The sequence below is a fragment of the Micromonospora sp. DT233 genome, assembly GCF_049841815.1.
In the GTDB taxonomy this organism is placed as follows: domain Bacteria; phylum Actinomycetota; class Actinomycetes; order Mycobacteriales; family Micromonosporaceae; genus Micromonospora.
In genome coordinates, this window is the sequence record NZ_JBNCLB010000002.1 from 352493 (window position 1) to 374347 (window position 21855).

Annotated in this window: 27 protein-coding genes; 9 read left to right on the top strand and 18 right to left on the bottom strand. The window is 73.9% G+C overall.

Annotated elements, in window-relative coordinates; translation table 11 throughout:
• Positions 1–73: 73 nt before the first annotated feature.
• From ACLQ2V_RS05740 to ACLQ2V_RS05750, 3 genes are all read right to left on the bottom strand, one after another.
• Positions 74–268: a DUF397 domain-containing protein gene (locus ACLQ2V_RS05740; RefSeq protein WP_425717302.1), complete on the bottom strand. Its 195-nt coding sequence runs from the start codon at positions 266–268 to the stop codon at positions 74–76.
• Positions 265–1032, bottom strand: coding sequence for a helix-turn-helix domain-containing protein (locus ACLQ2V_RS05745; protein ID WP_425717303.1), 768 nt, complete (start codon positions 1030–1032; stop codon positions 265–267). Before ACLQ2V_RS05745 ends, ACLQ2V_RS05740 begins: the two co-directional genes overlap by 4 nt.
• Before the next feature lie 101 nt (positions 1033–1133).
• Complete coding sequence (locus ACLQ2V_RS05750) at positions 1134–1379, bottom strand: hypothetical protein (protein WP_425717304.1); 246 nt, start codon at positions 1377–1379, stop codon at positions 1134–1136.
• Between ACLQ2V_RS05750 and ACLQ2V_RS05755 the strand changes: the two genes are divergently transcribed.
• Positions 1378–2586 carry a helix-turn-helix domain-containing protein gene (locus ACLQ2V_RS05755; RefSeq protein ID WP_425717305.1) on the top strand — a complete coding sequence of 403 codons (1209 nt, stop codon included), beginning with the start codon at positions 1378–1380 and terminating at the stop codon, positions 2584–2586. The two genes, ACLQ2V_RS05750 and ACLQ2V_RS05755, sit on opposite strands and share 2 nt — an antisense overlap.
• Entirely contained in the window at positions 2586–2774 is a 189-nt protein-coding gene (locus ACLQ2V_RS05760; protein ID WP_425717306.1) for a hypothetical protein, read from the top strand. The genes ACLQ2V_RS05755 and ACLQ2V_RS05760 overlap by 1 nt, the downstream gene beginning before the upstream one ends.
• Before the next feature lie 74 nt (positions 2775–2848).
• On the opposite strand, the gene ACLQ2V_RS05765 is transcribed toward ACLQ2V_RS05760, so the two are convergent.
• From ACLQ2V_RS05765 to ACLQ2V_RS05810, 10 genes are all read right to left on the bottom strand, one after another.
• A complete protein-coding gene (locus tag ACLQ2V_RS05765; protein ID WP_425717307.1) occupies positions 2849–3463 on the bottom strand; it encodes a MarC family protein in 615 nt (204 codons plus the stop codon).
• A 31-nt stretch (positions 3464–3494) separates the two neighbouring features.
• The gene (locus tag ACLQ2V_RS05770) at positions 3495–4370 is read right to left on the bottom strand and encodes a PHP domain-containing protein (protein ID WP_425717308.1); all 876 of its coding nucleotides are present in this window, start codon (positions 4368–4370) and stop codon (positions 3495–3497) included.
• A gap of 62 nt (positions 4371–4432) precedes the next feature.
• A complete protein-coding gene (locus ACLQ2V_RS05775; RefSeq protein ID WP_425717309.1) occupies positions 4433–5665 on the bottom strand; it encodes a hypothetical protein in 1233 nt (410 codons plus the stop codon).
• Positions 5666–5715: 50 nt separating this feature from the next.
• The gene (locus tag ACLQ2V_RS05780) at positions 5716–6594 is read right to left on the bottom strand and encodes a SigE family RNA polymerase sigma factor (RefSeq protein ID WP_425717310.1); all 879 of its coding nucleotides are present in this window, start codon (positions 6592–6594) and stop codon (positions 5716–5718) included.
• 103 nt (positions 6595–6697) lie between these two features.
• Positions 6698–7567 (bottom strand): PH domain-containing protein, encoded by an 870-nt coding sequence (locus tag ACLQ2V_RS05785; protein WP_425717311.1) that lies wholly within the window; start codon positions 7565–7567, stop codon positions 6698–6700.
• Positions 7568–7573: 6 nt separating this feature from the next.
• A complete protein-coding gene (locus ACLQ2V_RS05790; RefSeq protein ID WP_425717312.1) occupies positions 7574–7732 on the bottom strand; it encodes a hypothetical protein in 159 nt (52 codons plus the stop codon).
• 115 nt (positions 7733–7847) lie between these two features.
• Positions 7848–8543 (bottom strand): DUF6758 family protein, encoded by a 696-nt coding sequence (locus ACLQ2V_RS05795; RefSeq protein WP_425717313.1) that lies wholly within the window; start codon positions 8541–8543, stop codon positions 7848–7850.
• 133 nt (positions 8544–8676) lie between these two features.
• Positions 8677–9300, bottom strand: coding sequence for a TrmH family RNA methyltransferase (locus ACLQ2V_RS05800; RefSeq protein ID WP_425717314.1), 624 nt, complete (start codon positions 9298–9300; stop codon positions 8677–8679).
• Positions 9301–9376: 76 nt separating this feature from the next.
• Positions 9377–9892, bottom strand: a complete 516-nt coding sequence (locus ACLQ2V_RS05805; protein WP_425717315.1) for a hypothetical protein — start codon at positions 9890–9892, stop codon at positions 9377–9379.
• A 106-nt stretch (positions 9893–9998) separates the two neighbouring features.
• Positions 9999–10514, bottom strand: a complete 516-nt coding sequence (locus ACLQ2V_RS05810) for a MaoC family dehydratase (protein ID WP_425717316.1) — start codon at positions 10512–10514, stop codon at positions 9999–10001.
• 538 nt (positions 10515–11052) lie between these two features.
• Here ACLQ2V_RS05810 and trxA point away from each other — a divergent pair.
• The 3 genes from trxA to ACLQ2V_RS05825 all read left to right on the top strand — a co-directional run bounded on the left by trxA (position 11053) and on the right by ACLQ2V_RS05825 (position 13029).
• Entirely contained in the window at positions 11053–11415 is a 363-nt protein-coding gene (gene trxA, locus ACLQ2V_RS05815; protein ID WP_425717317.1) for a thioredoxin, read from the top strand.
• Between the two features lie 172 nt (positions 11416–11587).
• Complete coding sequence (locus ACLQ2V_RS05820) at positions 11588–12028, top strand: hypothetical protein (protein WP_425717318.1); 441 nt, start codon at positions 11588–11590, stop codon at positions 12026–12028.
• The gene (locus ACLQ2V_RS05825) at positions 12025–13029 is read left to right on the top strand and encodes an MFS transporter permease (RefSeq protein ID WP_425717319.1); all 1005 of its coding nucleotides are present in this window, start codon (positions 12025–12027) and stop codon (positions 13027–13029) included. Before ACLQ2V_RS05820 ends, ACLQ2V_RS05825 begins: the two co-directional genes overlap by 4 nt.
• Here the strand turns inward: ACLQ2V_RS05825 and ACLQ2V_RS05830 are convergent.
• A complete protein-coding gene (locus tag ACLQ2V_RS05830) occupies positions 12966–13412 on the bottom strand; it encodes a thiol-disulfide oxidoreductase DCC family protein (RefSeq protein WP_425717320.1) in 447 nt (148 codons plus the stop codon). The two genes, ACLQ2V_RS05825 and ACLQ2V_RS05830, sit on opposite strands and share 64 nt — an antisense overlap.
• Positions 13413–13733: 321 nt before the next feature.
• Here ACLQ2V_RS05830 and ACLQ2V_RS05835 point away from each other — a divergent pair, with 321 nt between their 5' ends.
• Positions 13734–14141: a CoA-binding protein gene (locus ACLQ2V_RS05835; RefSeq protein WP_425717321.1), complete on the top strand. Its 408-nt coding sequence runs from the start codon at positions 13734–13736 to the stop codon at positions 14139–14141.
• Positions 14142–14178: 37 nt separating this feature from the next.
• Here ACLQ2V_RS05835 and ACLQ2V_RS05840 read toward each other — a convergent pair whose 3' ends face one another.
• Positions 14179–15375, bottom strand: a complete 1197-nt coding sequence (locus tag ACLQ2V_RS05840) for an acyl-CoA dehydrogenase family protein (RefSeq protein ID WP_425717322.1) — start codon at positions 15373–15375, stop codon at positions 14179–14181.
• 173 nt (positions 15376–15548) lie between these two features.
• Here ACLQ2V_RS05840 and ACLQ2V_RS05845 point away from each other — a divergent pair, with 173 nt between their 5' ends.
• The gene (locus ACLQ2V_RS05845; RefSeq protein ID WP_425717323.1) at positions 15549–15962 is read left to right on the top strand and encodes a DUF4190 domain-containing protein; all 414 of its coding nucleotides are present in this window, start codon (positions 15549–15551) and stop codon (positions 15960–15962) included.
• A gap of 34 nt (positions 15963–15996) precedes the next feature.
• Here ACLQ2V_RS05845 and ACLQ2V_RS05850 read toward each other — a convergent pair whose 3' ends face one another.
• Entirely contained in the window at positions 15997–16902 is a 906-nt protein-coding gene (locus ACLQ2V_RS05850; RefSeq protein ID WP_425717324.1) for an SDR family NAD(P)-dependent oxidoreductase, read from the bottom strand.
• 194 nt (positions 16903–17096) lie between these two features.
• Between ACLQ2V_RS05850 and ACLQ2V_RS05855 the strand changes: the two genes are divergently transcribed.
• The gene (locus tag ACLQ2V_RS05855) at positions 17097–17693 is read left to right on the top strand and encodes a DUF4190 domain-containing protein (RefSeq protein ID WP_425717325.1); all 597 of its coding nucleotides are present in this window, start codon (positions 17097–17099) and stop codon (positions 17691–17693) included.
• Positions 17694–17748: 55 nt separating this feature from the next.
• Here the strand turns inward: ACLQ2V_RS05855 and ACLQ2V_RS05860 are convergent, their stop codons facing one another.
• Complete coding sequence (locus ACLQ2V_RS05860) at positions 17749–18705, bottom strand: HpcH/HpaI aldolase/citrate lyase family protein (protein WP_425717326.1); 957 nt, start codon at positions 18703–18705, stop codon at positions 17749–17751.
• A 126-nt stretch (positions 18706–18831) separates the two neighbouring features.
• Here ACLQ2V_RS05860 and ACLQ2V_RS05865 point away from each other — a divergent pair, with 126 nt between their 5' ends.
• Positions 18832–19656 (top strand): SDR family NAD(P)-dependent oxidoreductase, encoded by an 825-nt coding sequence (locus tag ACLQ2V_RS05865; protein WP_425717327.1) that lies wholly within the window; start codon positions 18832–18834, stop codon positions 19654–19656.
• A gap of 34 nt (positions 19657–19690) precedes the next feature.
• Here ACLQ2V_RS05865 and ACLQ2V_RS05870 read toward each other — a convergent pair whose 3' ends face one another.
• Positions 19691–21853: an APC family permease gene (locus ACLQ2V_RS05870; RefSeq protein ID WP_425717738.1), complete on the bottom strand. Its 2163-nt coding sequence runs from the start codon at positions 21851–21853 to the stop codon at positions 19691–19693.
• Positions 21854–21855 lie beyond the last annotated feature (2 nt).

Consider the following 21855-nt stretch of genomic DNA (forward strand, 5'->3'; position numbering starts at 1 on the left):
AACGAAATACTGAGCGCGAAGAAGGCCCGGCTCCCGCTATGGGGGACCGGGCCTTTTTGCGTTTCTGGGCGGGTCAGCCGACCGGGCCGAGCTGCTTGGCCAGGTTGACGAACGACTGCCAGGTGTCCGGCGTGAAGCCGAGGGTGCCACCGTCGCGGTCCTTGGTGTCCCGGACCAGCACGACCCCGGCCAGGTTGTCCGCGACCTCAACGCAGTTGCCCTGATTGTTACCGCTCTTGGTGCTCTTGCGCCACCGTGCGCCGGTCATGTCCATGATGCTGCCGCTTCCCTGATGAGATCCAGGGACCGCCCCCGAGGCAGGGCCTCGCCCCGGATGCGCTCCCACCGTCGTTCGAGGGTAGCAAGATCGCGGCCTTGCTCCACGATTTGCGCTGCGGCCTGACTGTCGACGTACGCGCACCGCGTCCCATCCGGCATGTCGGCGATCGTGAACGGCCCGCCGAGGCCCGGATACATGCCGACGTCGGCCGGCACGACGTGCAGTTGCACGGACGGGAGCTGTGCGCACTCGACGAGGTGGGCGACCTGCTCGGCCATCACCGAGCGGTCGCCGTACGCGTCGCGCCGCAACACCGCTTCGTCTATCACGGCTACATACAGCGGCCCCCCGTGCCGGCGTAGCACGGCATGGCGCGTGGTCCGCGTTGCTGCGAACTCATCAACTTCGGAGGGCGACAGGCCCTCGCCCTCGACCGTCGCCCGTGCGTACGCCTCGGTTTGAAGCAGGCCCGGCACCCAGGCCAGTTCGTACCCTCGCAGTGAGACGGCCTCGCGCTCGATGTCGACCCACGGCCTGAACCAGGCCGGCTCGCGGCGCTTCAGAACGTCCGGCCACAGCTCCTCTACGTCCCGGTCCAGGATCTTCGCTATCTTGGCGCGGCGCTGCGGCCGGGGGACGCGCCCCAGGCTGACCCAGCGCTGGGCCGTTTTGGGGTCCACCCCCACCTGAGCTGCGAGGCTGTCTGCCGTCTCGCCCGCCTTGGCCATCGCGGCGATCAGTCCTTGATTCACTGCACCCTCCCGGTTGGACGTCCCATGCGTCCACAAGTCCTACCACAACGCTGTGTCTGCGTCCCGTCACCCCCTGTCAAGGTGATGGTAGGCGGGCTCGCTCAAGTGCAGGTGGCGGCTTGGGCGAGCCGGCGGCTGCCGGACGGGTTCCGGCCGCCGCCCCCTGGATCCGGTGACGTGAGGAGGGCTTTGCCATGGGCAAGGACAGGAAGCCGCCAGAGGATCGTGTCGGGCAGGCGATCCAGGACGCGGAGGCCGAGGCCGCCCGTCAGCGAATACTCGACGAGGCCGAGCGGCAGCGGACCGACGCCACCGGGGCGGTTCATTCCCCGCAGGTCCGTCCCCATGGATGACCTGCCCATAGGCCAGCGGGTCGCGTACTGGCGCGGCCGGCGGAAGATGTCGCAGCAGCAGTTCGCTGATGCCGTCGGCAAGTCGAAGTCCTGGGTCGACAAGGTCGAGCGCGGTGCCCGCCGGCTCGACAAGGTCTCCTGTCTGGAGGACATTGCCGACGCGCTCCGGATCGACCTGCGACTCCTGCTCGGGAGGGACGGAGCGAGGAAGCGGGGCGCGGGCGGACCGGATGAGGATGCCGTTGACGCCGTGCGCGGCACCCTGGCCCGGTGGGCACCCGTCAAGGTCGGCGACGACGGGCGACCGGCGAGCCTCGACAACCTGAACAAGGAGATCATCCACGCCTGGCTCAGCTACCAGCACGCGCGGTACCCAACCCTGATCAAGACGTTGCCCAGCTTGCTGACCAGCGCGCAGCGGGTCCAGGCCGACCACCCTGGCGACCGGGTGGCGGCTCGCCGGCTCGCGGAGGCGTACCAGGTGACCTCTGCGGTCATGCGCAAGGTGGGCGTCCACGACGTGGCGTGGCTGGCGGCGGACCGGGCGCTGACGGCCAGCCAGTTCACCGACGACGCCCTGCTCGCGGGCGTATCGGCCGCCCACCTCAGTCAGGCGCTGTTCGCCCAGGGAAACTCGCGGTACGCGATGGAGATCGGGATCGCGGCGTCGCACCGGCTCGCCCCACCGGAGCCGCTCGACGCACCGCCAGAGCACCTGTCGGTGTACGGCTCGCTGCTCGTCGCCGCCGCGCTTGGCGCTGCCGCGCTCGGGTCCGCTGACTGCGCCGCCGAGCTGGTCGACCGCGCCGCCGAGGCGGCGGACGTCGTCGGTATCGGGCAGAACCACTACTGGACGGCCTTCGGGCCGGTCGCGGTGGAATTGGCCAGGGTGAGCACGGCCGTCGAGCTGGGCCACGGCGCGGAGCCCGGCGAGCATCAGCGCCTCGCCGAGCGGGTCGACTACCAGCGGATGCCGCCGGAGCGCCGGGCGGACTACCTGCTCGACGTGGCTCGTGGCTACCTGTTGACCGGGGACCTGGACGGCGCGGGCAAGGCGCTGGTGGCCGCCGACTGGGTGGCGTCGGCCGAGGTGCGGCACCGGCCGATCGGCCATGAGGTCGTGACGACTCTGTTGCGCCGTTCGAAGAAGCCCGGCCCTGACGTCCTGCGCCTGGCCGACGCGATGGGGGTCGGTGTCTGATGACGGGCCCGCACCTGTCGGTCGAGCAGGCCCGCAACCGCCTGATCCTGAACGCCCGGCGGACCGTTGCCGACCACGCGCCCGCCGGCGACGGCCGGTGCCGCATCTGCCGGGTGCCGGGCTGCGAGGCGCGGCGGGCAGCTCAGGAGTACCTCGACTCCGTGGGCGACCAGGGCCGGACGCATTGACGTTCCCCCTCCTGAAGGCCCGCCGACCCGGCCACCCCGGTACGACGACCCGGTCGCCGAGGCCGCCGGCCGGCTCAGGCGAGGTTGACGTACTGGGTGACGAAGGCGGCGATGGCGTCCGCGATGAGCTGCACCGCGATGGCGGCCAGCAGCAGGCCGGCGATCCGGGTGAGCACCTCGATCCCGCCCGGCCGCAGGATCTTGACGATCCCGCCGGAGAAGCGCAGCACCACCCAGACGCTGAGCATCACCGCGACGATGGCGGCGGCGATGGCGGCGTAGTCGATTACCCGGTCGGACTGCTGCACGAAGAGCATGGTCGCCACGATGGCGCCCGGCCCGGCCAGCAGCGGGGTGCCCAGCGGCACCAGGGCGATGTTGGAGGTGGCCTGCTGGGCGGGGTCGTCGGTCTTGCCGGTCATCAGCTCCAGGGCGACCAGGATCAGCAGCAGCCCACCGGCGGCCTGCAACGCCGGCAGGTCCACGTGCAGGTATTCGAGCAGGGTCTGCCCGGCCACGGCGAAGACCACGATCACCCCGAGCGCCAGCGCCACGGCCTGCCAGGCGGCCCGGTGCCGGTCCCGGGCCGACAGCGGCCCGGTGAGCGCGAGGAAGATCGGCATCATGCCTGGCGGGTCGACGATGACCAGCAGGGTCACGAAGACCTCGCCGAAGAGCTTAAGATCCACTCGGCCACGGTAACCGCGCGATACGGGCAGCTCAGGCCGAAGCGACGGGTGTCACCCCGCTGGCGACGATCCGCTCGTACGCCGCCACGGCGGTGGTGCACGCGCCCAGCTGGACGGTCTTGTGGGTGCCGTGGAAGTCCGACGAGCCGGTGACCAGGAGATCCAGCTCGGCGGCGAGCGCCCGCACGTGGGCCCGTTCGGCCGGCGAGTGGTCCTCGTGGTCCGCCTCCAGACCGGCGAGGCCGACCGCCGCCAGCTCGGCGATCAACGAGTCGGGGACGATCGGGCCCCGCCGGCTGGCCCTGGGATGGGCGAGGACGGCCACGCCACCGGCGGCCCGCACCAGCCGGACCGCCCGGAACACGTCGATGTCGTCCTTGGGCAACCGGTAGCGCTCCCCCAGCCAGGCCGCCCCGAAGGCCTCGGCGGTGCTGGCCACCAGCCCGGCCCGGATCAGCGCCTGGGCGATGTGCGGCCGGCCCACCGTCCCGCCGGCCGCCCCGGCCAGGATCTCCGGCCAGCTCACGTCGATGCCGTCGGCGCGCAGCAACTCCACGGTCCGCTCCCCGCGCACCTCGCGGGCGGCCCGCACCCGGGCCAGCTCCGCCGCCAGCTCCGGCTCCTGCGGGTCGAACAGGTACGCCAGCAGGTGCAGCGCCACGGTCTGCCGGGGACCGCCCCAGCGGCAGGAGATCTCGGCGCCCCGGACCAGGGTGAGCCCCGGGGGCAGCGCGGCCACGGCGGGCGCCCAGCCGTCGGTGGTGTCGTGGTCGGTGACCGCCAGCACGTCCAGCCCGGCGTCGGCGGCGGCCCCGACCAGCTCGGCCGGGGTGAGGGTGCCGTCGCTGGCCGTCGAGTGGGCGTGCAGGTCGATCCGGGCGGCGGCGGGGAGGGTGCGCGGGGTCATCGCCCGACGCTACCCGGCGGCCACGCCCGCGCCCGGGTGCCGGCACGCCCGGCGGCGGTGCGTCAGGGCAGCGCCTCGGTGACGACCACCGGCCGCCCACCCGGCGCGACCCCGGGCACGGCGGTGGCGTCGGCCGGCTCGCCCGCCAGCACCCGGTCGGGGCGCACCCGCAGGAGCGAGCCCCGCCCGTCGACGTACCAGCCGGTGCCGGTCGCCGTCCAGGTCACCGCCCCGGTCAGCGCCGGGCCGACGGGGTACGCCACCGGCGTCCGGTCGAGGGTGGCCAGGTCGACCAGGAGCGCCCCGGCGGCCTTTGCCGACCCGACGCGGCCGTTGACCAGCAGCCAGCGGCCGTCGGCGGAGACCGCGCCGGGGCCGTCGGCGACGGTGAGCCCGCAGCCGGTACGGGTGACGGCGAGGTTCCGGGCGGGGTCGAGCAGCGCCAGGCAGGGTCGGCGGGGTGTGCCGGCCGTGACGACGCCGACCGCCCGGCCGTCCGGCAGCGTCCCGTGCACGGCGAGGACGTCGCGCCCGCCTCCGGGGGAGGTTGCGCCCCCGGCCTGGCGCCAGAGCGCGTAGCCGGGCCGGGCCGGGTCGGGGCGCACCAGGACGGCGTCGCCGACGAAGCCCACGGGCACGGCCGACCTGGGGGCCGGGACGCTGGTGACGGCGACCAGCCGCTCGCCGACCACCCCGGCGACGCTGAGTCGGTCGCCGTCGCGCCAGGCGACCTGTCGGCCGGTGGTGGCGACGGCCACCGCCCCCGCGCCGGCGAGGAGGGTCCGCCGGCCGCCGTCCGGGCGCACCAGGACCAGGGTCCGCCCGGCCGCGGTGGGCGCACCCACCAGCAGCCAGCCGCCCTGGTCGGGGACGCGCTGGGCCCGGTCGACCGGGCCCAGCCCGAGGAGGATGTCCGGGTCCCGACTGGGCCGCAGGGTGGTGTCGACGATCAGGTCCACGGCGCTGCGGTCCGGCCCGGAGGCCGCCCGGGTGGGGCCGACCGACGGGAGGGCCACCGGGTTCGGGGCGGGCTCGATGGTGGCCTCCTGGGGGTCGCCGAGCACCACGGTCGGGGTGCCCTGGCGCCCGCCCGGGACGCCGAGCTGCACCATGGCGACGGAGGCCAGCACGGTCGCCGCCCCGGCGAGGGCGACGCTGGCGAGGGTGTGGCGGCGTCGGGTGCGGGCGGCCCGTCGGATGGCCACGCCGGCCGGGTCCACGGCGAGCGGGCGGGGCGTGGCGACCTGCCGGGACAGGGTTTCCCGGAGCGCCCGCTCCAGCTCGTCGCTCGACACGCCCACTGGACGCTCCGGGGCCGTCGTTCGGTTGTCGGCCGGCATGCCGCTCACCTCCGCCTCGCGCCCACTGGCCGGGCCCCCACGGCAGCGACCGGGCGGGGCGCGGCCTCTGTCCCCACGGCGGCGACCGGGCGGGGCGCGGCCTCGGCCGGTTGGCCGGCGGTGTCGGGGCCGGGTGGGGTGGAGGCGGCGGCGGGCCGCGCGGCGAGGCGCGGGCGGCCGTCGGCGGGTGGGGCGGCGAGCGCGGCCCCGGCCGGAATCCGGGAGGGCGCGGCGGTGAGGGGTCGACGGGCCGGGCTCCGGGACCCGGCGGGGCGCGGGGCGACGCGGACCGGCGCCGGGGCCTCGGGTGCCGGCCGGCCATCGGCGCGCGTCACCCGCCGGCCGCCGACCGGCACCCGCTCGGACGGGTCGCCGGCGAGGTCGAGAGCGGCCTGCTCACCCATCCGGCGGCGCAGGGTGGCCAGCGCCCGAGAGGTCTGGCTCTTCACGGTGCCCGGCGAGATCTCCAGCAGCGCGGCGGTCTGCGCCTCCGACATGTCCTCGTAGAAGCGCAGCACCAGCACCGCCCGTTGCCGGCTGGGCAGCGCCCTGAGGTGCCGCCAGAGGACGTCCCGGTCGAGCTGCCGCTCGATCTCGTCGACCCCGGCCCGCTCGGGCAGCACCTCGGTGGGGCGTTCGCCGTGCCAGCGTCGACGCCACCAACTGGTCGACGTGTTGACCATGACCCGGCGGGCGTACGGCTCGATCGCCTCGATCCCGCCGAGCCGCTTGCTGGCCAGGTACGTCTTGGTCAGCGCGGTCTGGAGGAGGTCCTCGGCGGTGGCCCAGTCCCCCGTGAGCAGGTACGCGGTGCGCAGCAGGGCACCGGAGCGGGCCGCGACGAAGTCGCGGAAGTCCTCCTCCAGGGGATCCCTGTCGGCCACCGGTCACCTCCCCCACGCCCCGGGCCTGATGGCAGGCTGCCACTCCGGGGTGGGCCGGGGCGACGGCGATCGGGTTGCTGTCCTCCGATGTTCGGGCGGAGGTTCAGGCCCCGTCGTCGGCCTTGGCCTCGTCCGCTTCCTTGCCCAGCCGCGCCTCGACCGCCTGCGGCTCGTACATCTCCTCGACCACACGCAGGTAGAGCTCGTTGGGGTTGGGCAGGTTCTTGATCTCACGGAGCGCCTGGTCCTGGCCCGCCGACTCCAGCACGAAGGTGCCGTAGTTGAGGGCACGCCCCGTCGGGCTCTGCTCGTACTTCATGTCGGTGACCCGGGCCAACGGCATCATCGCGACCTTGCGGGTGACGATGCCGGTGACGACCATCACCCGCTTGTTGGTCAGGATGAAGCGGTCGTACCACCAGTCGGCGACCTTCCACGCGACCCAGCCCATCACCGCGAACCAGAGCAGCACCGCGATGGTGGTCAGCGCCCCCACGTCCTGCCCGGCGAGGAAGCCGGAGAGGTAGCCGAGGACGAAGGTCGCCGCGACGCCCACCAGGATCGGGGTGGTGAGGTGGATCCAGTGCCGCTTCCACTCGCCCCGGTATCGCTCCGTGGGGAAGAGGTAGCGGGCCACCATCGAGCTGGGCTCGTCCTCCAGCGGGAGGACCCGTCGGGGGCCGAGCGGCATGCCGGAGGCGTCGACCCGCAGGCCGGCCAGTTCCTCCTCCGAGATCTGCGGAGGCTGGTAGGCCGCCTCCGGATCGCGGACCCAGGCACGCCCGGACCCTCCGCTGGCATACGGGCCGTCGCCGTAGCCGACGTCGTCGGAGAAGGGCGGGCCGGCGGCGGGGCCGGGGCGTGGGCCCGGCCCGTCTTCGGGCCGGATCCGGGGAATCGGCTCCGTGTCTCGGTCCCGGCGACCCCGGTCGGGGTCGTCGGGATCGAAGGGGGGACCGGAGGGGGTGCCCATCGGCGGCTAGGCGACGAGGCTGGTGAAGAAGTCGCCGAAGCCTTGGGCGATGTCCATGATGCCGCCACCGATCGACTTGAAGACGTCTGCGGCCGAGCTTGGCCGGTAGGCGACAAAGAAGATCAAGAATGCGATACCGGCCCAGGTGAGGACCTTCTTGACCATGGCGGGCCATCCTCTCGCGCGGCGCCGGGTCCGTTTACCGCAGCGGCACCCAGAGTATCAGTTAGGTGTCGTACAGTGAATCTTTGCGTCCGCCTTCTGACAGAACGGGAGACTGTCAGGCCTTCCCGTGCAGGTAGGGAGACGGTGCGCCGTACACGAGCTCGGGTGGCATCCACTGCGTGAGGTCGTGCAGTTCCACGTCCTCGGCTAGCAGGTGCCCCGCGCTCGCTGGCCAGGCTATCGCATGAAGCCACAATCCCCGAGCCTCGCCGGCGTACGCACTTCGATCCGTCGGAGAATTCACCAGCCACAGTGGAGTCGGGTGGCCGGCCACCTTGATCCTGGCCTGCCCAACGTGCTCCGGATGCCCCGGACCGGGTTCGTCGAGCGCCTCGGCGAGTTCCGGTCCCGGGTCGGGGCCGGCCAGCCCGGCGAGTCGGGTGCCCAGGCCGACACCCGGCTCCTCGGCCACGAAGACCAGATCGGCCGGGCCGCCGCCGAGCGGTGCGGGCCCGGCGCAGGCGAGCGCGGTGGCCCGCACCCCGCCTCGCTCGTCCCCGGCGTACGCCAGGCCGGTCAACGTCCAGCCGGGTGGCAGCGGCCAGGGGCACCAGACGGGCGTGCCCGGCGCGGGGCCGGGCGCGGCGGCGGCGACCCGCTCCACCACGCTGGCCAGGATCTCCGCGCCGATGTGCTCGGGCACGTGCAGCGGCGGGACCGGCCCGCAGCGCCGGCAGCGCCACTCGGTGTGCATCAGGTCGGGCTCCCGCACGGACCCGCCGCACCTCGGACAACTCACCTCGACAGTCACCTTGTCACCGTCGCCCTGCGACAGTGAGCCGTCAAGTCGCGCGGCGCGTCGGCGTGGCGCGGCGGCCCGGACGCCGCGCTCGGCAGGGAGACCGCGTTCGGGTGAGAGACCGCGCTCAGGCGGGAGACCACGCTCAGGCGGGAGGTGGGCCGGCGTGGGCGCGGATCCAGGCGTGCATGGCGATGCCGCTGGCCACGCCGGCGTTGATCGACCGGGTCGAGCCGTACTGGGCGATCGAGAAGAGCTGGTCGCAGGCGGCGCGGGCCGGTGCGGAGAGCCCCGGCCCCTCCTGCCCGAACAGCAGCGCGCACCGGCGCGGCAGGGTGGTCGTCTCCAGCGGCCGGGAGCCGGGCAGGTTGTCGATGCCGACCACGGTCAGCTCGAGCCCCGCCGCCCAGGCGACGAACTCCTCGATCGTCTCGTGGTGCCGGACGTGCTGGTACCGGTCGGTGACCATCGCCCCGCGCCGGTTCCACCGCCGCCGGCCGACGATGTGCACCTCGGCGGCGAGGAAGGCGTTGGCGTTGCGGACCACCGTGCCGATGTTGAAGTCGTGCTGCCAGTTCTCGATGGCCACGTGGAAGTCGTGCCGCCGTCGGTCGAGGTCGGCCACGACGGCCTCCCGCCGCCAGTACCGGTAGCGGTCGACCACGTTGCGCCGGTCGCCCTCGGCCAGCAGCTCCGGGTCGTACCGTGGGTCGTCCGGGAGGTCGCCGGGCCACGGCCCCACGCCGACGTCGAGCTGGTCACCGGTCACGGTCTGAAGAGGGTACGGTCCGTCGCGGCGCGCGCCGGCCGTGGGGTGGCCCGGGCGGGGCGGGTCGGCGGCCTGCTCAGCCGAGGTCGAGCGCCCCGCCGAGGCGGTCCAGGAAGCGCCGGTCGGGCGGCGCGAGGGCGACGCCGGCCGGGGCCGGCACGCCCGTGGGACCGATCCGGCAGACCCGGGCCGCCACCGACTGCACCCACTGCCGGTACGCGGCCGAGTCGGCGGGGTCGGCCCCTCGGCGCAGCACCCGCACGGCGGCCCGGCAGCAGGCCAGCGCGTCGACGAGGCCGCCGAGGTGCTCGACCGGGGCGCTCGCGCCCTCGTGCCGGGCGTAGATGTCGGCCACCACGGCACGGACCAGGTCGCTGTCGGAGGCTCGCCCCGCCGCCACGGCGTCCAGGCCGGCGAGGCCGGCGGCGACGCCCCGCAACGGACCCCCCACGGCGGGCCTGGCCGCGACCACCAGCACCCGGCCGGGCAGGTTGGTGAGCAGTTCCCACTCGGCGGCGGAGTAGCCGGCGGTGGTGGACGTGGCAGCGCGGCGGCCGGCAGAGGGTGGCTCTCCGGCGACGGAGTGGCTCAATGGGGACCTCCGGCGTCAGCATATGCCCCGCAAACGGGACAAGGCCCCCGACCGCGCAGAAGCAGGCGGGCGACGCGCCGCCGCCACCCGGGTACGGCCCGGAGGGTCAGCGCGGCTCGGGGAAGCTCGGCCGCTCGGGGTCGACGCCCTCGGCGACCGCGCTCGCGGCGTACTCACGCTTGGGGACCATGACCCGGCGGCGGAAGACGCAGACCATGGTGCCGTCCTGGCGGTAGCCGCGGGTCTCCACCGCCACGACCCCCCGGTCCGGCTTCGATGCGGACTCGCGCTTGTCCAGCACGGTGGTCTCGCCGTAGATGGTGTCGCCGTGGAAGGTCGGCGCCACGTGCCGCAGCGACTCGACCTCCAGGTTGGCGATGGCCTTGCCGCTGACGTCCGGCACGGACATGCCGAGCAGCAGCGAGTAGATGTAGTTGCCGACCACCACGTTGCGCCCGAACTGGCTGGCCGACTCGGCGTAGTGGGCGTCCAGGTGCAGGGGGTGGTGGTTCATGGTGAGCAGGCAGAAGAGGTGGTCGTCGTACTCGGTGACGGTCTTGCCCGGCCAGTGCCGGTAGACCGCGCCGACCTCGAACTCCTCGTAGTAGCGGCCGAACTGCATCGATGCCCCCTGACGGCGACGGCGGAGTTCGGGCCAGCATGCCTTATCGAGTGTTAAGGCGGGGCGGGAGCGGCGTGGGGAAATGTCACACCGCCGACTCCCGGGGGGAGACGCAATGAGCGGCGGGGCCCTCCCCGGCACCCGCCGCCCACGCTCTGATGTGGAAGATTCTGCCCCACGGCAAGCCTTCCCGAACAGAGACCAGCGTCACATTTATCTTTTCGTAACAATACGAAGAGTGACAACCGGTCGGTCCGGGAGCGATCTTCGCAGGTAGAGTAGGTCCTAGTCAGGCGTCAGATCACCGACCGGATGCGGCCGAACACGCCATGGATCTTGGAAACGCTCCCATCACCGCTGGTCACGCAATTGCGTCGAGCATGTGCACGGCGCTCGGCGCGGGCGACCGATGTGCGTCGATATGCTGCGGACCCGCCGGCCTGGTGGTGCGGGTTTCGCCGCCGAGCGCCCGGGAATTCGTCAGGAGGCGTCCTGGTTCCAGGAGACGTAGGTGATTCCGCGGTGATCGGAGAGTGCAATGGCAACCGTTGAGCTGACCACGACGAACTTCGACCAGGTGACGGGCAGCGACGGCATCGTCCTCGTCGACTTCTGGGCCGAGTGGTGTGGCCCGTGCAAGCGGTTCGCCCCGGTCTACGAGCGCTCCTCGGAGAAGCACCCCGAGATCGTCTTCGGCAAGGTCGACACCGAGGCGCAGCAGGAGCTCGGGCTCAAGTTCAACATCAGCTCCATCCCGACGATCATGGCGATCCGGGACGGCGTGATCGTCTTCGCCCAGCCCGGCGCGCTGCCCGAGTCCGCCCTGGAGAACCTCATCGAGCAGGTCCAGGGCCTGGACATGGACGACGTCCGCAAGAAGCTCGCCGAGCAGAGCCGCTGAGGCAGGCAGCGCGCCGACCCCGCGCCGCCGCCGAGGCGAGCCGCCCGACGGCCGGGCCCCGACCCGGGTGCCCGGCCGTCGTCGTGGCCGGGCACTGCGGCCGTACGGCTGGTGGTGACCGGCCGCCGGAGGGATCCCCGGGCGACCATTCCTCCCGTACCGTGCTCAACCGATGGAAACGTTGACCCGTCGCGCCCGGTCGGTCCGGCTGGGCGCCACCGCGCTGGGCCTCGCCGTGCTCCTGGCCGGCACGGCCTGGGGCACCGACGACGATTTCCCGTTCGGCCCGTTCCGGATGTACTCCACCTCCGACCCGCCCGACGCCCCCGCCCCGGACACCCGCGTCGAGGGCGTCGACCGCACCGGCGCCGTGGTGGACCTGGGCCAGGACGCCACCGGCCTGCGCCGCGCCGAGATCGAGGGCCAGCAGAGCCGGTACGTCACCGACCCCGCCCGGCTGCGCCAGGTCGCCGACGCGTACGCCGAACGCCACCCCGACGCCGCCGCGCTCATCGAGGTCCGCATCGTGATCCGCTGGTACGGCGTGCGGGCCGGCCGCCCGACCGGCCGCTGGACCGACGAGACCGTGGTCGCCTGGCGGGCGGAGCGGTGACCCGCTGGCTGACCGAGGCGGTGCCGCGCGGCCGGGTGGCCGCCTTCCGCACGCTGATCTATCTCTTCGTCGCCGCCGACCTGGTGTTCTTCACCCCCTGGGTGCGCACCCGCGTCAGCGTGCCCGGCGACCTGTACCAGCCGCTGCTCGTCGGCCGGGCGCTGCCGCTGCCCACCCCCACCCCGGCGCTGGTCGCCGTCATCTTCTGGGCCCTGCTGCTGCTGGCCGTGCTCGCCGCGACCGGGCGGGCCCCCCGGCTGCTCGGCTGGACGGTCTTCGCGCTCTACCTGGAGTGGATGATCATTGCGATGAGCTACGGAAAGGTCGACCACGACCGGTTCGGTCTGCTCGTCGCGCTCGCCGTGCTGCCCACCGCCGGGCGGGCCCGGCACGGCGATCCCACCCGCACCGAGGCGGGCGGCTGGGCGCTGCGGGTCACCCAGATCGCGGTGATCTGCACCTATTTCCTGGCGGCGTTCGCGAAGTTCCGCTTCGGCGGTCTCGACTGGGCCACCGGGTCGGTGCTCGCCAAGGCGATCATCCGGCGGGGCACCGACTTCGCCGACCTCATCGCCGGGGTGCCGTACCTGCTGCTGGTGGCGCAGTTCGGCATCCTCGCCTTCGAGCTGCTCAGCCCGGTGGTCTTCCTGCTGCCCGAGCGGTGGCGGCTGGCCACGGTCGGCTTCTTCTACTCGTTCCACCTGGTCACCATGGCGACCATCACCATCTCCTTCGCCCCGCACCTGGCGGCGATGACCAGCTTCCTGCCGCTGGAGCGGGTGCGGCCGGTGGTGTGGGCCCGCCGGCTCGCCGGGGGACGGGCCGGGCCCGGCCCGACCGGGGGCACCGGGCGAACGGCGTCACCCGGGCCACCGGGCACCGACCGGTCGACCGGGCACCCGGCCGGTCAGGGTCTGGCCGGTCAGGGTCTGGCCGGTCAGCCGGTCGCCGACGGGTCGGCCGGTGGGCTGCCCGTGGTGGGGCGTCCGGCCGGGCCGTAGAGCCGCTCCCGCGCCTCCTGGGGCAGCGAGCAGGCGGCCGTGCCACCGGGCATCCGGTGCCGGTTGCGGGCCACCCAGCGGTACGCCGGCCAGGCCGCCGCGCGGACCGGCGCCAAGCGCAGGCCGGCCCCGGCGACCCGCCACAGCGGCCCGCTGTCGCCGAGCAGCCGGGCGATGGCGTCCGGGCCGGCGGCGCGGGAGCCATCCGCGCCGACCCACTGCACCGCCTCCTCGCACTCGGCCTCGGTCAGGCCGAGCGCGCCGAGGTCGGCGAACTGCCAGGGCAGCACCCGGGCCTTCGAGGGGATGTGCCGCGAGATGAACTCCGCGCACGTCGTGCAGAACGCGCAGTCGCCGTCGTAGACGAAGGTCGACGTCTCCATGCCCCCATCCTCCCCCGTTGCCCGACCCCGACGGCCCCGGGTGTCCGGCAGCTCACTTGCGACCTTTTGGCACGCGTGTTCGAATGGGTGGCATGCGCTGGGGCGGCCTCTCCGCTTTCCCGGACGAGGCGGTCCCGATCGGGCAGCGCCGGCGGCTCCACCCCTGCCGCCGGCGCTGCCCGGGCGCACGTCACCCCGGCGCGCGGGCAGCTCCGGCGCGCGGGCAGCTCCGGCGCGCGGGCAGCTCCGGCGCGCGGGCAGCTCCGGCGGGTGCCGAGCGCTCGGCCTGCTCGGTGCCGGGCGGGCGGTTACAGTCGCGAGGTGCGCAGCCCTCAGCAGATCCTCGCCGACTCCGCCGTGATCGCCGTCGTGGGCGCGTCCCGCGACCCGGCCAAGGCCGCGCACCGGGTGCCGGCGCAGATGCAGCGGCACGGCTGGCGGATCATCCCGGTCAACCCGACGGCCGACGAGCTCTTCGGCGAGCGGGTCTACCGGTCGCTGGCCGACATCCCGCACCCGGTCGACCTGGTCGACGTGTTCCGCCCGGCCGCCGACGCGGTCGAGGTGGTCCGCGAGGCGGTGGCGATCGGCGCCCCCGCCGTCTGGTTGCAGCTCGGGATCGTCTCGCCGCAGGCGCGGCGGATCGCCGAAGAGGCCGGCCTCGACTACGTCGAGGACCGCTGCCTGATCGTCGAGCGCGCCGCCGCCGGCCTGACCCGGCTGGGCTGACCGTCCGGCCCGCTCCGAGCTGGTGCCGCCTGAGCGCTCAGAGCTTGTACTCCTTGAGCAGGCCCCGGGAGATGATCGTCTTCTGGATCTCCGAGGTGCCCTCGCCGATGAGCAGGAACGGGGCCTCCCGCATCAGCCGCTCGATCTCGTACTCCTTGGAGTAGCCGTAGCCGCCGTGGATGCGGAACGCTTCCTGGACCACCTCGGCGCAGTACTCCGAGGCCAGCAGCTTGGCCATCCCCGCCTCGACGTCGTTGCGCTGGCCGGCGTCCTTGAGCCGGGCCGCGTTGACCATGAGGGCGTGCGCGGCCTCGATCTTCGTACCCATCTCGGCGAGCTTGAAGGCGATGGCCTGGTGCCGGGCGAGCGGCTGGCCGAACGTCTTGCGCTGCTGGGCGTACGCGACGGCCAGCTCGAAGGCGCGCAGCGAGATGCCGCAGGCGCGGGCGGCGACGTTGACCCGGCCGACCTCGATGCCGTCCATCATCTGGTAGAAGCCCCGGCCGACCTGCTCCGCGCCGCCGAGCACGGCGGAGGCGGGGACGGTCACCCCGTCGAGGATCATCTCGGTGGTCTCGACGCCCTTGTAGCCCATCTTCTCGATCTTGCCGGGGATGGTCAGGCCGGGCGCGGTCTCGCCGAAGCCGGGCTCCTTCTCCAGCAGGAAGGTGCTCATGTTGCCGTACACGGAGTCGGCGCCGGTCTCGGTGCGGACCAGGGTGGCGACCACCGAGGAGTACGCCCCGTTGGTCAGCCACATCTTCTGGCCGTCGAGGACGTAGTCGTCGCCGGCGCGGACCGCCTTCGACCTGATCGCCGAGACGTCGGAGCCGCACTCCGGCTCGGACATGGAGAACGCGCCGCGCACCTCGCCGGTGGCCATCCGGGGCAGCAGCCGGGCGCGCTGCTCGGCCGAGCCGTGCTGGGAGATCAGGTACGCCACGATGAAGTGCGTGTTGACGATGCCGGAAATCGACATCCAGCCCCGGGACAGCTCCTCGACCACCAGCGCGTACGTCAGCAGCGACTCGCCCAGGCCGCCGTACTCCTCGGCGATGGTGAGGCCGAAGAGCCCCATCTCGCGCATCCCGTCGATGATGTCGGCGGGATACTCGTCGGCATGCTCCAGCCGCTGGGCGTGCGGGATGATCTCCCGGTCGGCGAACTGCCGGACCGTCTCCAGGATCGACCGCTGCACGTCGGTCAGGCCGGGCGTCTGGGCGAGTCGGGCCATCTCAGCCTCCGGGGTCGACACATTACCGATGGGTAACTGAACGTCGGGTAAGTATCTGCCTCCCGGTCGGCGCGGCCAAGGCGACCAGTCCGCCCATCCACTGTGAAAAGGTTCACCGGTGCCGGTAGCGTCCGCGATACAGGCAGGCCACCAGGGCACGCGGAAGGTGCCGGATGAGTTGTCCACCGCAGGAGCCGGACCAGCCACCCTCGCCCTACGAGCCACCACCGGACCGCCGCGACCGGCCCGACCCGTACGACCGGCCGGAGCCGCCGGGGTACGGCGCTTCCGCCCCGCCCGGCCAACCGCCGGGGTACGGCCCGTACGGGCAGCCGCCCGGGCCCGGCCGGGGCACGAACATCCTCGCCGTGCTGTCGCTGGTCTTCGCGTTCCTCTTCCCGCTGGCCGGCATCGTGCTGGGCCACCTGGCCAAGCGGCAGATCCGACGCACCGGCGAGGAGGGCGACCAGTTGGCCACCTGGGGGCTGATCCTCGGCTACCTCTTCACCGTGGTCGGCCTGGTGGCCTGCTGCGGCTGGCTCGCCCTGGTCTTCCTCGGCAACTCCGACGGCGGCACCTCGTACTGACCGGCGGTGGCGCGTCGCACCGCCACCGGGCCGGTCAGCGGAACTGCGCCTCCCGGACGCTGTTGCCGCCGTCCACCACCAGCATCTGACCGGTGATGTACGACGCGGCCGGCGAGCAGAGGAACGCGATCGCGGCGGCCACCTCGTCCGGGGTGCCGGGGCGGCCGACCGGCGTGCCGAGGCCCTGCCAGATCTCCGCCACCGTGGAGGCCGCCGTGTGGATCGTCCCCGGGGCCACCGCGTTGACCGTGACCCCGTCGGCGATCATCTCCATCGCCAGCGCCCGGGTCAGGCCGACCACGCCCGCCTTCGCCGCCGCGTACGCCGCCTCGGTGGGCAGGGCGTTCACGGGGCCGGCGGTGGCCGCCAGGTTGACGATCCGCCCCCACCCGCGCTCGGCCATCCCACCGATGAACGCGCGGCTGCACAGGAAGGCGGTGCTCAGGTTCCGGTCGATCTCGCCGTGCCACTCTTCGTAGCTGAGCTGGGCCACCGGGCGCAGCACCTCGGGGCTCGCCCGGCTGGCCAGGCCGGCGTTGTTGACCAGCACCTCCACGTCGCCGAGCTGCTCGGTGACCGCGTCGGCCAGCGCGCCGACCTCCGCCTCGTCGGTGAGGTCGGCGACGAAGCCGGTCACCCGCAGCTCTGCGGCCCGGTCGTGGATGCGCCGGGTGGTCGACACGATCGCCACCCGGGCACCCAGGTCGGCCAGCCGGCGGGCCGTGGCGTACCCGATGCCGTCGGGGCTGCCGGCCCCGGTGACCAGGGCGACCCGGCCGTCGAGGCGCATGGTGACCGGGTCGGCCAGCGCCGCCGGGGCGTCCTGACCGGCCGGGGCGGGCCCGCCGCCGGCCCGGTCGCGGCCGGCCGGGTCGGGGCGGCTCGCGTCCCCTCGCGGTCGGCTGCCGGAACGGTCCGCGGCCCCTGCGTCTGTCGCCATGCCGCGATCCTGCCCGCTGCGGCCCCGCCGGGCAACGCGGCACCCCGCCGGTGCGCGGCGGGCTCTGCCGGCCACCGGCCGGCGGGGCGCGCCCGCCGGGGGCTTCGGCGTCGGACGGCACCCGACGCAGGGGCATCGGGGCTCGCCAGGGCTGGCTACCCTGACCGCGCACCCCCGACAGACGGAGAGAACCGATGACGTATCCGCCGCCGCCCGGCAACGACCCCTGGTCCCGGCCGACCCCGCCGGTCGACCCCACCCTGCCGGTGAGCGGCCAGCCGACGGGCACCGACCCGTACGCGCCGAGCGACCCGTACGAGGTGGCGGGCTCGGAGACCCCGGAACGGACCCACATCGACCCGGACGCGGGGGCCAACCCCGCGCAGGCCCAGGTCGGCCAGTACGTGGGGGCCGGCCCCGAGCAGGCCCACGTCGACCCGTACGCCGGGATGAAGTCCGAGTACGCCGCCCAGCCGTACCCCCCGCAGGGCTACCCGATCCAGGGCTATCCCGGCTACGCCTCCCCGCCGCGCACCAACGGCATGGCCATCGCGGCGCTGGTGCTCTCCCTGGTCGGCATCGGGTCCTGCATCACCGCCCCGGTCGGCGCGATCCTCGGGCACGTCGCGAGCAAGCAGATCCGGGAGACCGGCGAGGGCGGCGCGGGGATGGCGCAGGCCGCCATCATCGTCGGCTGGATCCTCACCGGCCTGATGGTGCTGGGCATCATCTTCTACGTCGTGATGATCGTCATCGCGGTCGGCGTGAGCAGCAGCTCCAGCGGCTACTGAGCGGGCCGGGCGGCCCGGCTCCGGTGCCGCCCCGCCCGCCGCCGGCGGCACCGGCCTAGCCCGCCGGCGGGGTGAAGGTGGAGGTCCGGCTCATCCCGGCCGCGCGCCCCTTGGCCGCGATCACCAGGGCCATCTTGCGCGACGCCTCGTCGATCATCTCGTCGCCGAGCATCACCGCGCCGAGCCGGCCGCCGGCCTCCGAGGTGTAGTGCGCGTAGGCGTCGAGGATCAGCTCCGCGTGGTCGTAGTCGGCCTGGGCCGGGGAGTACACCTCGTTCGCCGCGTCGATCTGCCCCGGGTGCAGCACCCACTTGCCGTCGAAGCCCAGCGCGGCCGACCGCCCGGCCACCTCCCGGAACGCGTCGACGTCGCGGATCTGCAGGAACGGGCCGTCGATGGCCTGCTTGTCGTGCATCCGCGCGGCCATCAGGATCCGCATCAGGATGTAGTGGTAGGGGTCGCCCGGGTAGTCCGGGATGAGCGCGCCGACCACCAGGGACCTCATGTTGATCGAGGCCATGAAGTCGGCCGGACCGAAGATGATGGTCTCCACCCGGGGCGACGCGGCGGCGATGGCGTCGATGTTGACCAGGCCGGCGGCGTTCTCGATCTGCGCCTCGATGCCGATTCGGCCGACCGGCAGGCCGAGGGTCTTCTCGATCTGGGTGAGCGTCAGGTCCAGCCACTGCACCTGGCCGGCGTCCTGCACCTTGGGCAGCATCACGCAGTCCAGGTTGGCGCCGGCCCCCTCGACCACCTCGATCACGTCCCGGTACGTCCACGGCGTGGTCAGGTCGTTGACCCGGACCACGCGGGTCTTGCCCGCCCAGTCGCCCTCGTTGAGCGCCGCCACGACGTTCTTGCGCGCCTCCGGCTTGGCCAGCGGGGCGACCGCGTCCTCCAGGTCGAGGAAGACCTGGTCGGCGGGGAGCCCCTGGGCCTTGCCGAGCATCTTGACGCTGGAGCCGGGCACGGCGAGGCAGGACCGGCGGGGGCGACCGACAGCGGCCATGGTGGGCTCCTTCCGGCGGGCGGCGGGGCAGGCCGACGCACCTGGACGACGATCGGGAACTTAACGATCGCAAAGGTGATGGTGCCGTCACGGTAGCCTCGTGGCGTGACCGAGGTGAATGGACCTGTGGAAGATCTCACTGCCCGCCGGATCGTGGTGGTGACCGGGGCGAGTTCCGGCATCGGGCTGGCCGCGGCCGTGCACCTGGCGTGCCGGGGTGACCAGGTGGTCCTGGTCGGCCGGGACCCGGCCCGGCTGCAGGCCGCCGGCGACCAGGTGCGCGACGCCAGCGGCGAGCGCCCCGAACTGTTCCGGGCCGACTTCGCCGTCCTCGACGACGTACGCGGGCTGGCGCAGCGGCTGCGCGCCGCGTACGACCGGATCGACGCGCTGGCCAACAACGCCGGGGCGATCGTGCTGCGCCCGGTCACCACGGTCGACGGCTTCGAGCTGTCGATGCAGGCCAACCACCTGGCCCCGTTCCTGCTCAGCACCCTGCTGCGGGACCGGGTCGGCCGGCTGGTGGGCACCGCGTCCGGCGCGCACCGCAGCGGCGTGCTGGACCCGGACGACCTCAACGCCACCCTGCCCGGCTACCGCCCGATGCGCGCGTACGGCACCAGCAAGCAGGCGAACATCCTCTTCACCGCCGAGGCGGCCCGGCGCTGGCCCGGGACGCCGGCGTACTGCTTCCACCCGGGCGTGGTGCGGACCCGGTTCGGCGCCGACAGCCGCCTGGTGGCCCTCGCCATGCGCGTCCTGCCGATCCGCAGCCCGCGCAAGGGCGCGGAGACGCTGGTCTGGCTCGCCGACCAGCCCGAGGCCCGGCTGGTCAACGGCGGGTACTACGCCGACCGGCGGCCCCGCCGACCGCTGCCCAAGGCCGCCGACGCGCAGCTCGCCGCCCGCCTCTGGGCGGCCAGCGCGAAGGCCGTCGGCGTCGAGGCGTGACCACAGGTGGGGCGGCCTCGCCCGCACGGTGCCGTCACTCGGGCAGGTGCACCGGGACGCTGGTCACCACCACCCCGGGCAGCGTCCGCAGCGCGGCGCGCAGCCGGTGCTCGGTCCGGCTGTGCAGCGGCCGGTGCCAGCGTCGGCGCAGCACCACCTCGGGCACGATCACGGTGAGCACCAGGTCCGGCCGGGAGGCGTGCAGCGCCTCCAGGTAGTGCGCCAGCGGCCCGATCACGGCCCGGTAGGGCGACACGATCGTCTCCAGCCGCAGGTGGTCCCCCCACGCCTCCCACTCCTCGCGGAACCGGCTCGCCGGCGCCTCCTCCGGGGCCAGGTGCACCGCCAGCGTCGGCTGGCCGAGCGACGCCGCGTAGGCCAGGGCCCGCAGCGAGGCCCGGTTCAGCCGGGCCACCGGCACCACCACCAGGTGCCGGACCTGCTGCGGCACCTCCTCCCCCTCCGGGGCGAGCGCCCCGGCAACCGGCGGGGCGGACGGGGCCGACGGCGGGCCAAGGGAGAGCGCCCGGTCCAGCCGGCGGTAGTGGCGGCGGACCCGGTGGCAGAGCAGCACCAGCAGCGGCACCGCGACGACCACCGCCCAGGCGCCCTCGGTGAACTTGGCGATCGCGGCGGTCACCAGGACCAGCCCGGAGAGGGTCGCGCCGACCGCGTTGAGCGCCAGCCGACGCCGCCGACGCGGCCCCCGGCGACGGTGCCAGTGCACCACCATCCCGGCCTGGGAGAGGGTGAACGCCAGGAACACCCCGACCGCGTAGAGCGGGATCAGCGACTCGGTGCGACCCCGGAAGACGACCAGGACGAACGCCGCGGCGACGGAGAGGGCGACCAGGCCGTTGCTGAAGGCCAGCCGGTCCCCCATGTGCAGGAACCGGCGCGGGGCGTGCCCGGCCCGAGCCATGAAGAAGAGCAGCCGGGGGAAGTCGTTGAAGGCGGTGTTCGCGGCCAGCAGCAAAATCAGCGCGGTGGCCGCCTGCACCAGCGCGTACCAGGGGCCCGTGGGGAAGCTCATCCGGGCCAGTTGGGACAGCAGCGTCTCACCCGGCGCGGGCACCACGCCGTCCAGGTGGATCAGCGCGACGACGCCGGCGAAGAGGAGCACCAGCATGGCGACCATCCAGCTCAGGGTGGTGCGCGCGTTGCGCCACTCCGGCGGGCGGAACGCCGGCACGGCGTTGGAGACCGCCTCGATGCCGGTCATCGACACCGCCCCGGAGGAGAACGCCCGCAGCACCAGCAGCAGCCCCAACCCCTCGGCCGCCGGCACCTGCGGCGGGGGCAGCGCCGCGAACCCCCGGCCGGCCGCCTGGAGGAAGCCGGCGGCGAGCACCGCCAGCAGCGCGACGACGAAGGCGTACGTGGGGAGCACGAAGAGGTTCCCGGCGGTACGGACGCCCCGGAGGTTCCCGGCGAGCAACGCCACGATCACCAGCACGCCGAGCGGCACGGTGAGGCCGGTGAGGCCCGGCAGGGCGGAGGTGACCGCGCGCACCCCGGCGGCCACCGACACCGCCACGGTCAACACGTAGTCGATCATCAGCCCGGCCGCCGCCGTCAGCCCCGCCCCGGCACCCAGGTTGTCGCCCGCCACCAGGTACGACCCGGCCCCGTGCGGGTAGGCGGGGATGGTCTGCCGGTAGGAGAGGCCGACCGCGACCATCAGCAGCACCAGCAGCGCGGCCAGGGGCAGCGACAGCCCCAGCGCGGCGTCGCCGGCCAGCAGCAGCACGGTGAGCATCGCCTCCGGCCCGTACGCGACGGAGCTGAGCAGGTCGGAGGAGAGCACCGGCAGGGCGACCAGCTTGCGCATCCGCTCGTAGAGCACCGCCGCGCTGGTCAGCGGCGGTCCCAGCACCGCCCGGCGCAACCGGCCGACGGCGCGGCCGGGACGGGACGCGGGGCGGTTCGCCGGCTCGGTCGCGACCAACTCGTCCGGCTCGCCGGGCCGGAACATCTCGATCGGGGCGAGCCGGCCGAACCGGCTCGGCGCGGGCCGCCGCCGGTACCGGCCGAGGGTGGGGTCCACCGGCAGGTCGTCCGTCCGATCGGGCCGGTCCCGCCGAGCGTCCCGCCACCGCTCTCCGACCTGCCGCAGCGCATCGACCTCGGCCGGTCCCAGCGCCGGGAACTCGGCGGCGGGCGTCACCCCCGTCCCCTCCCCGCCGTCCTTGCCCATCG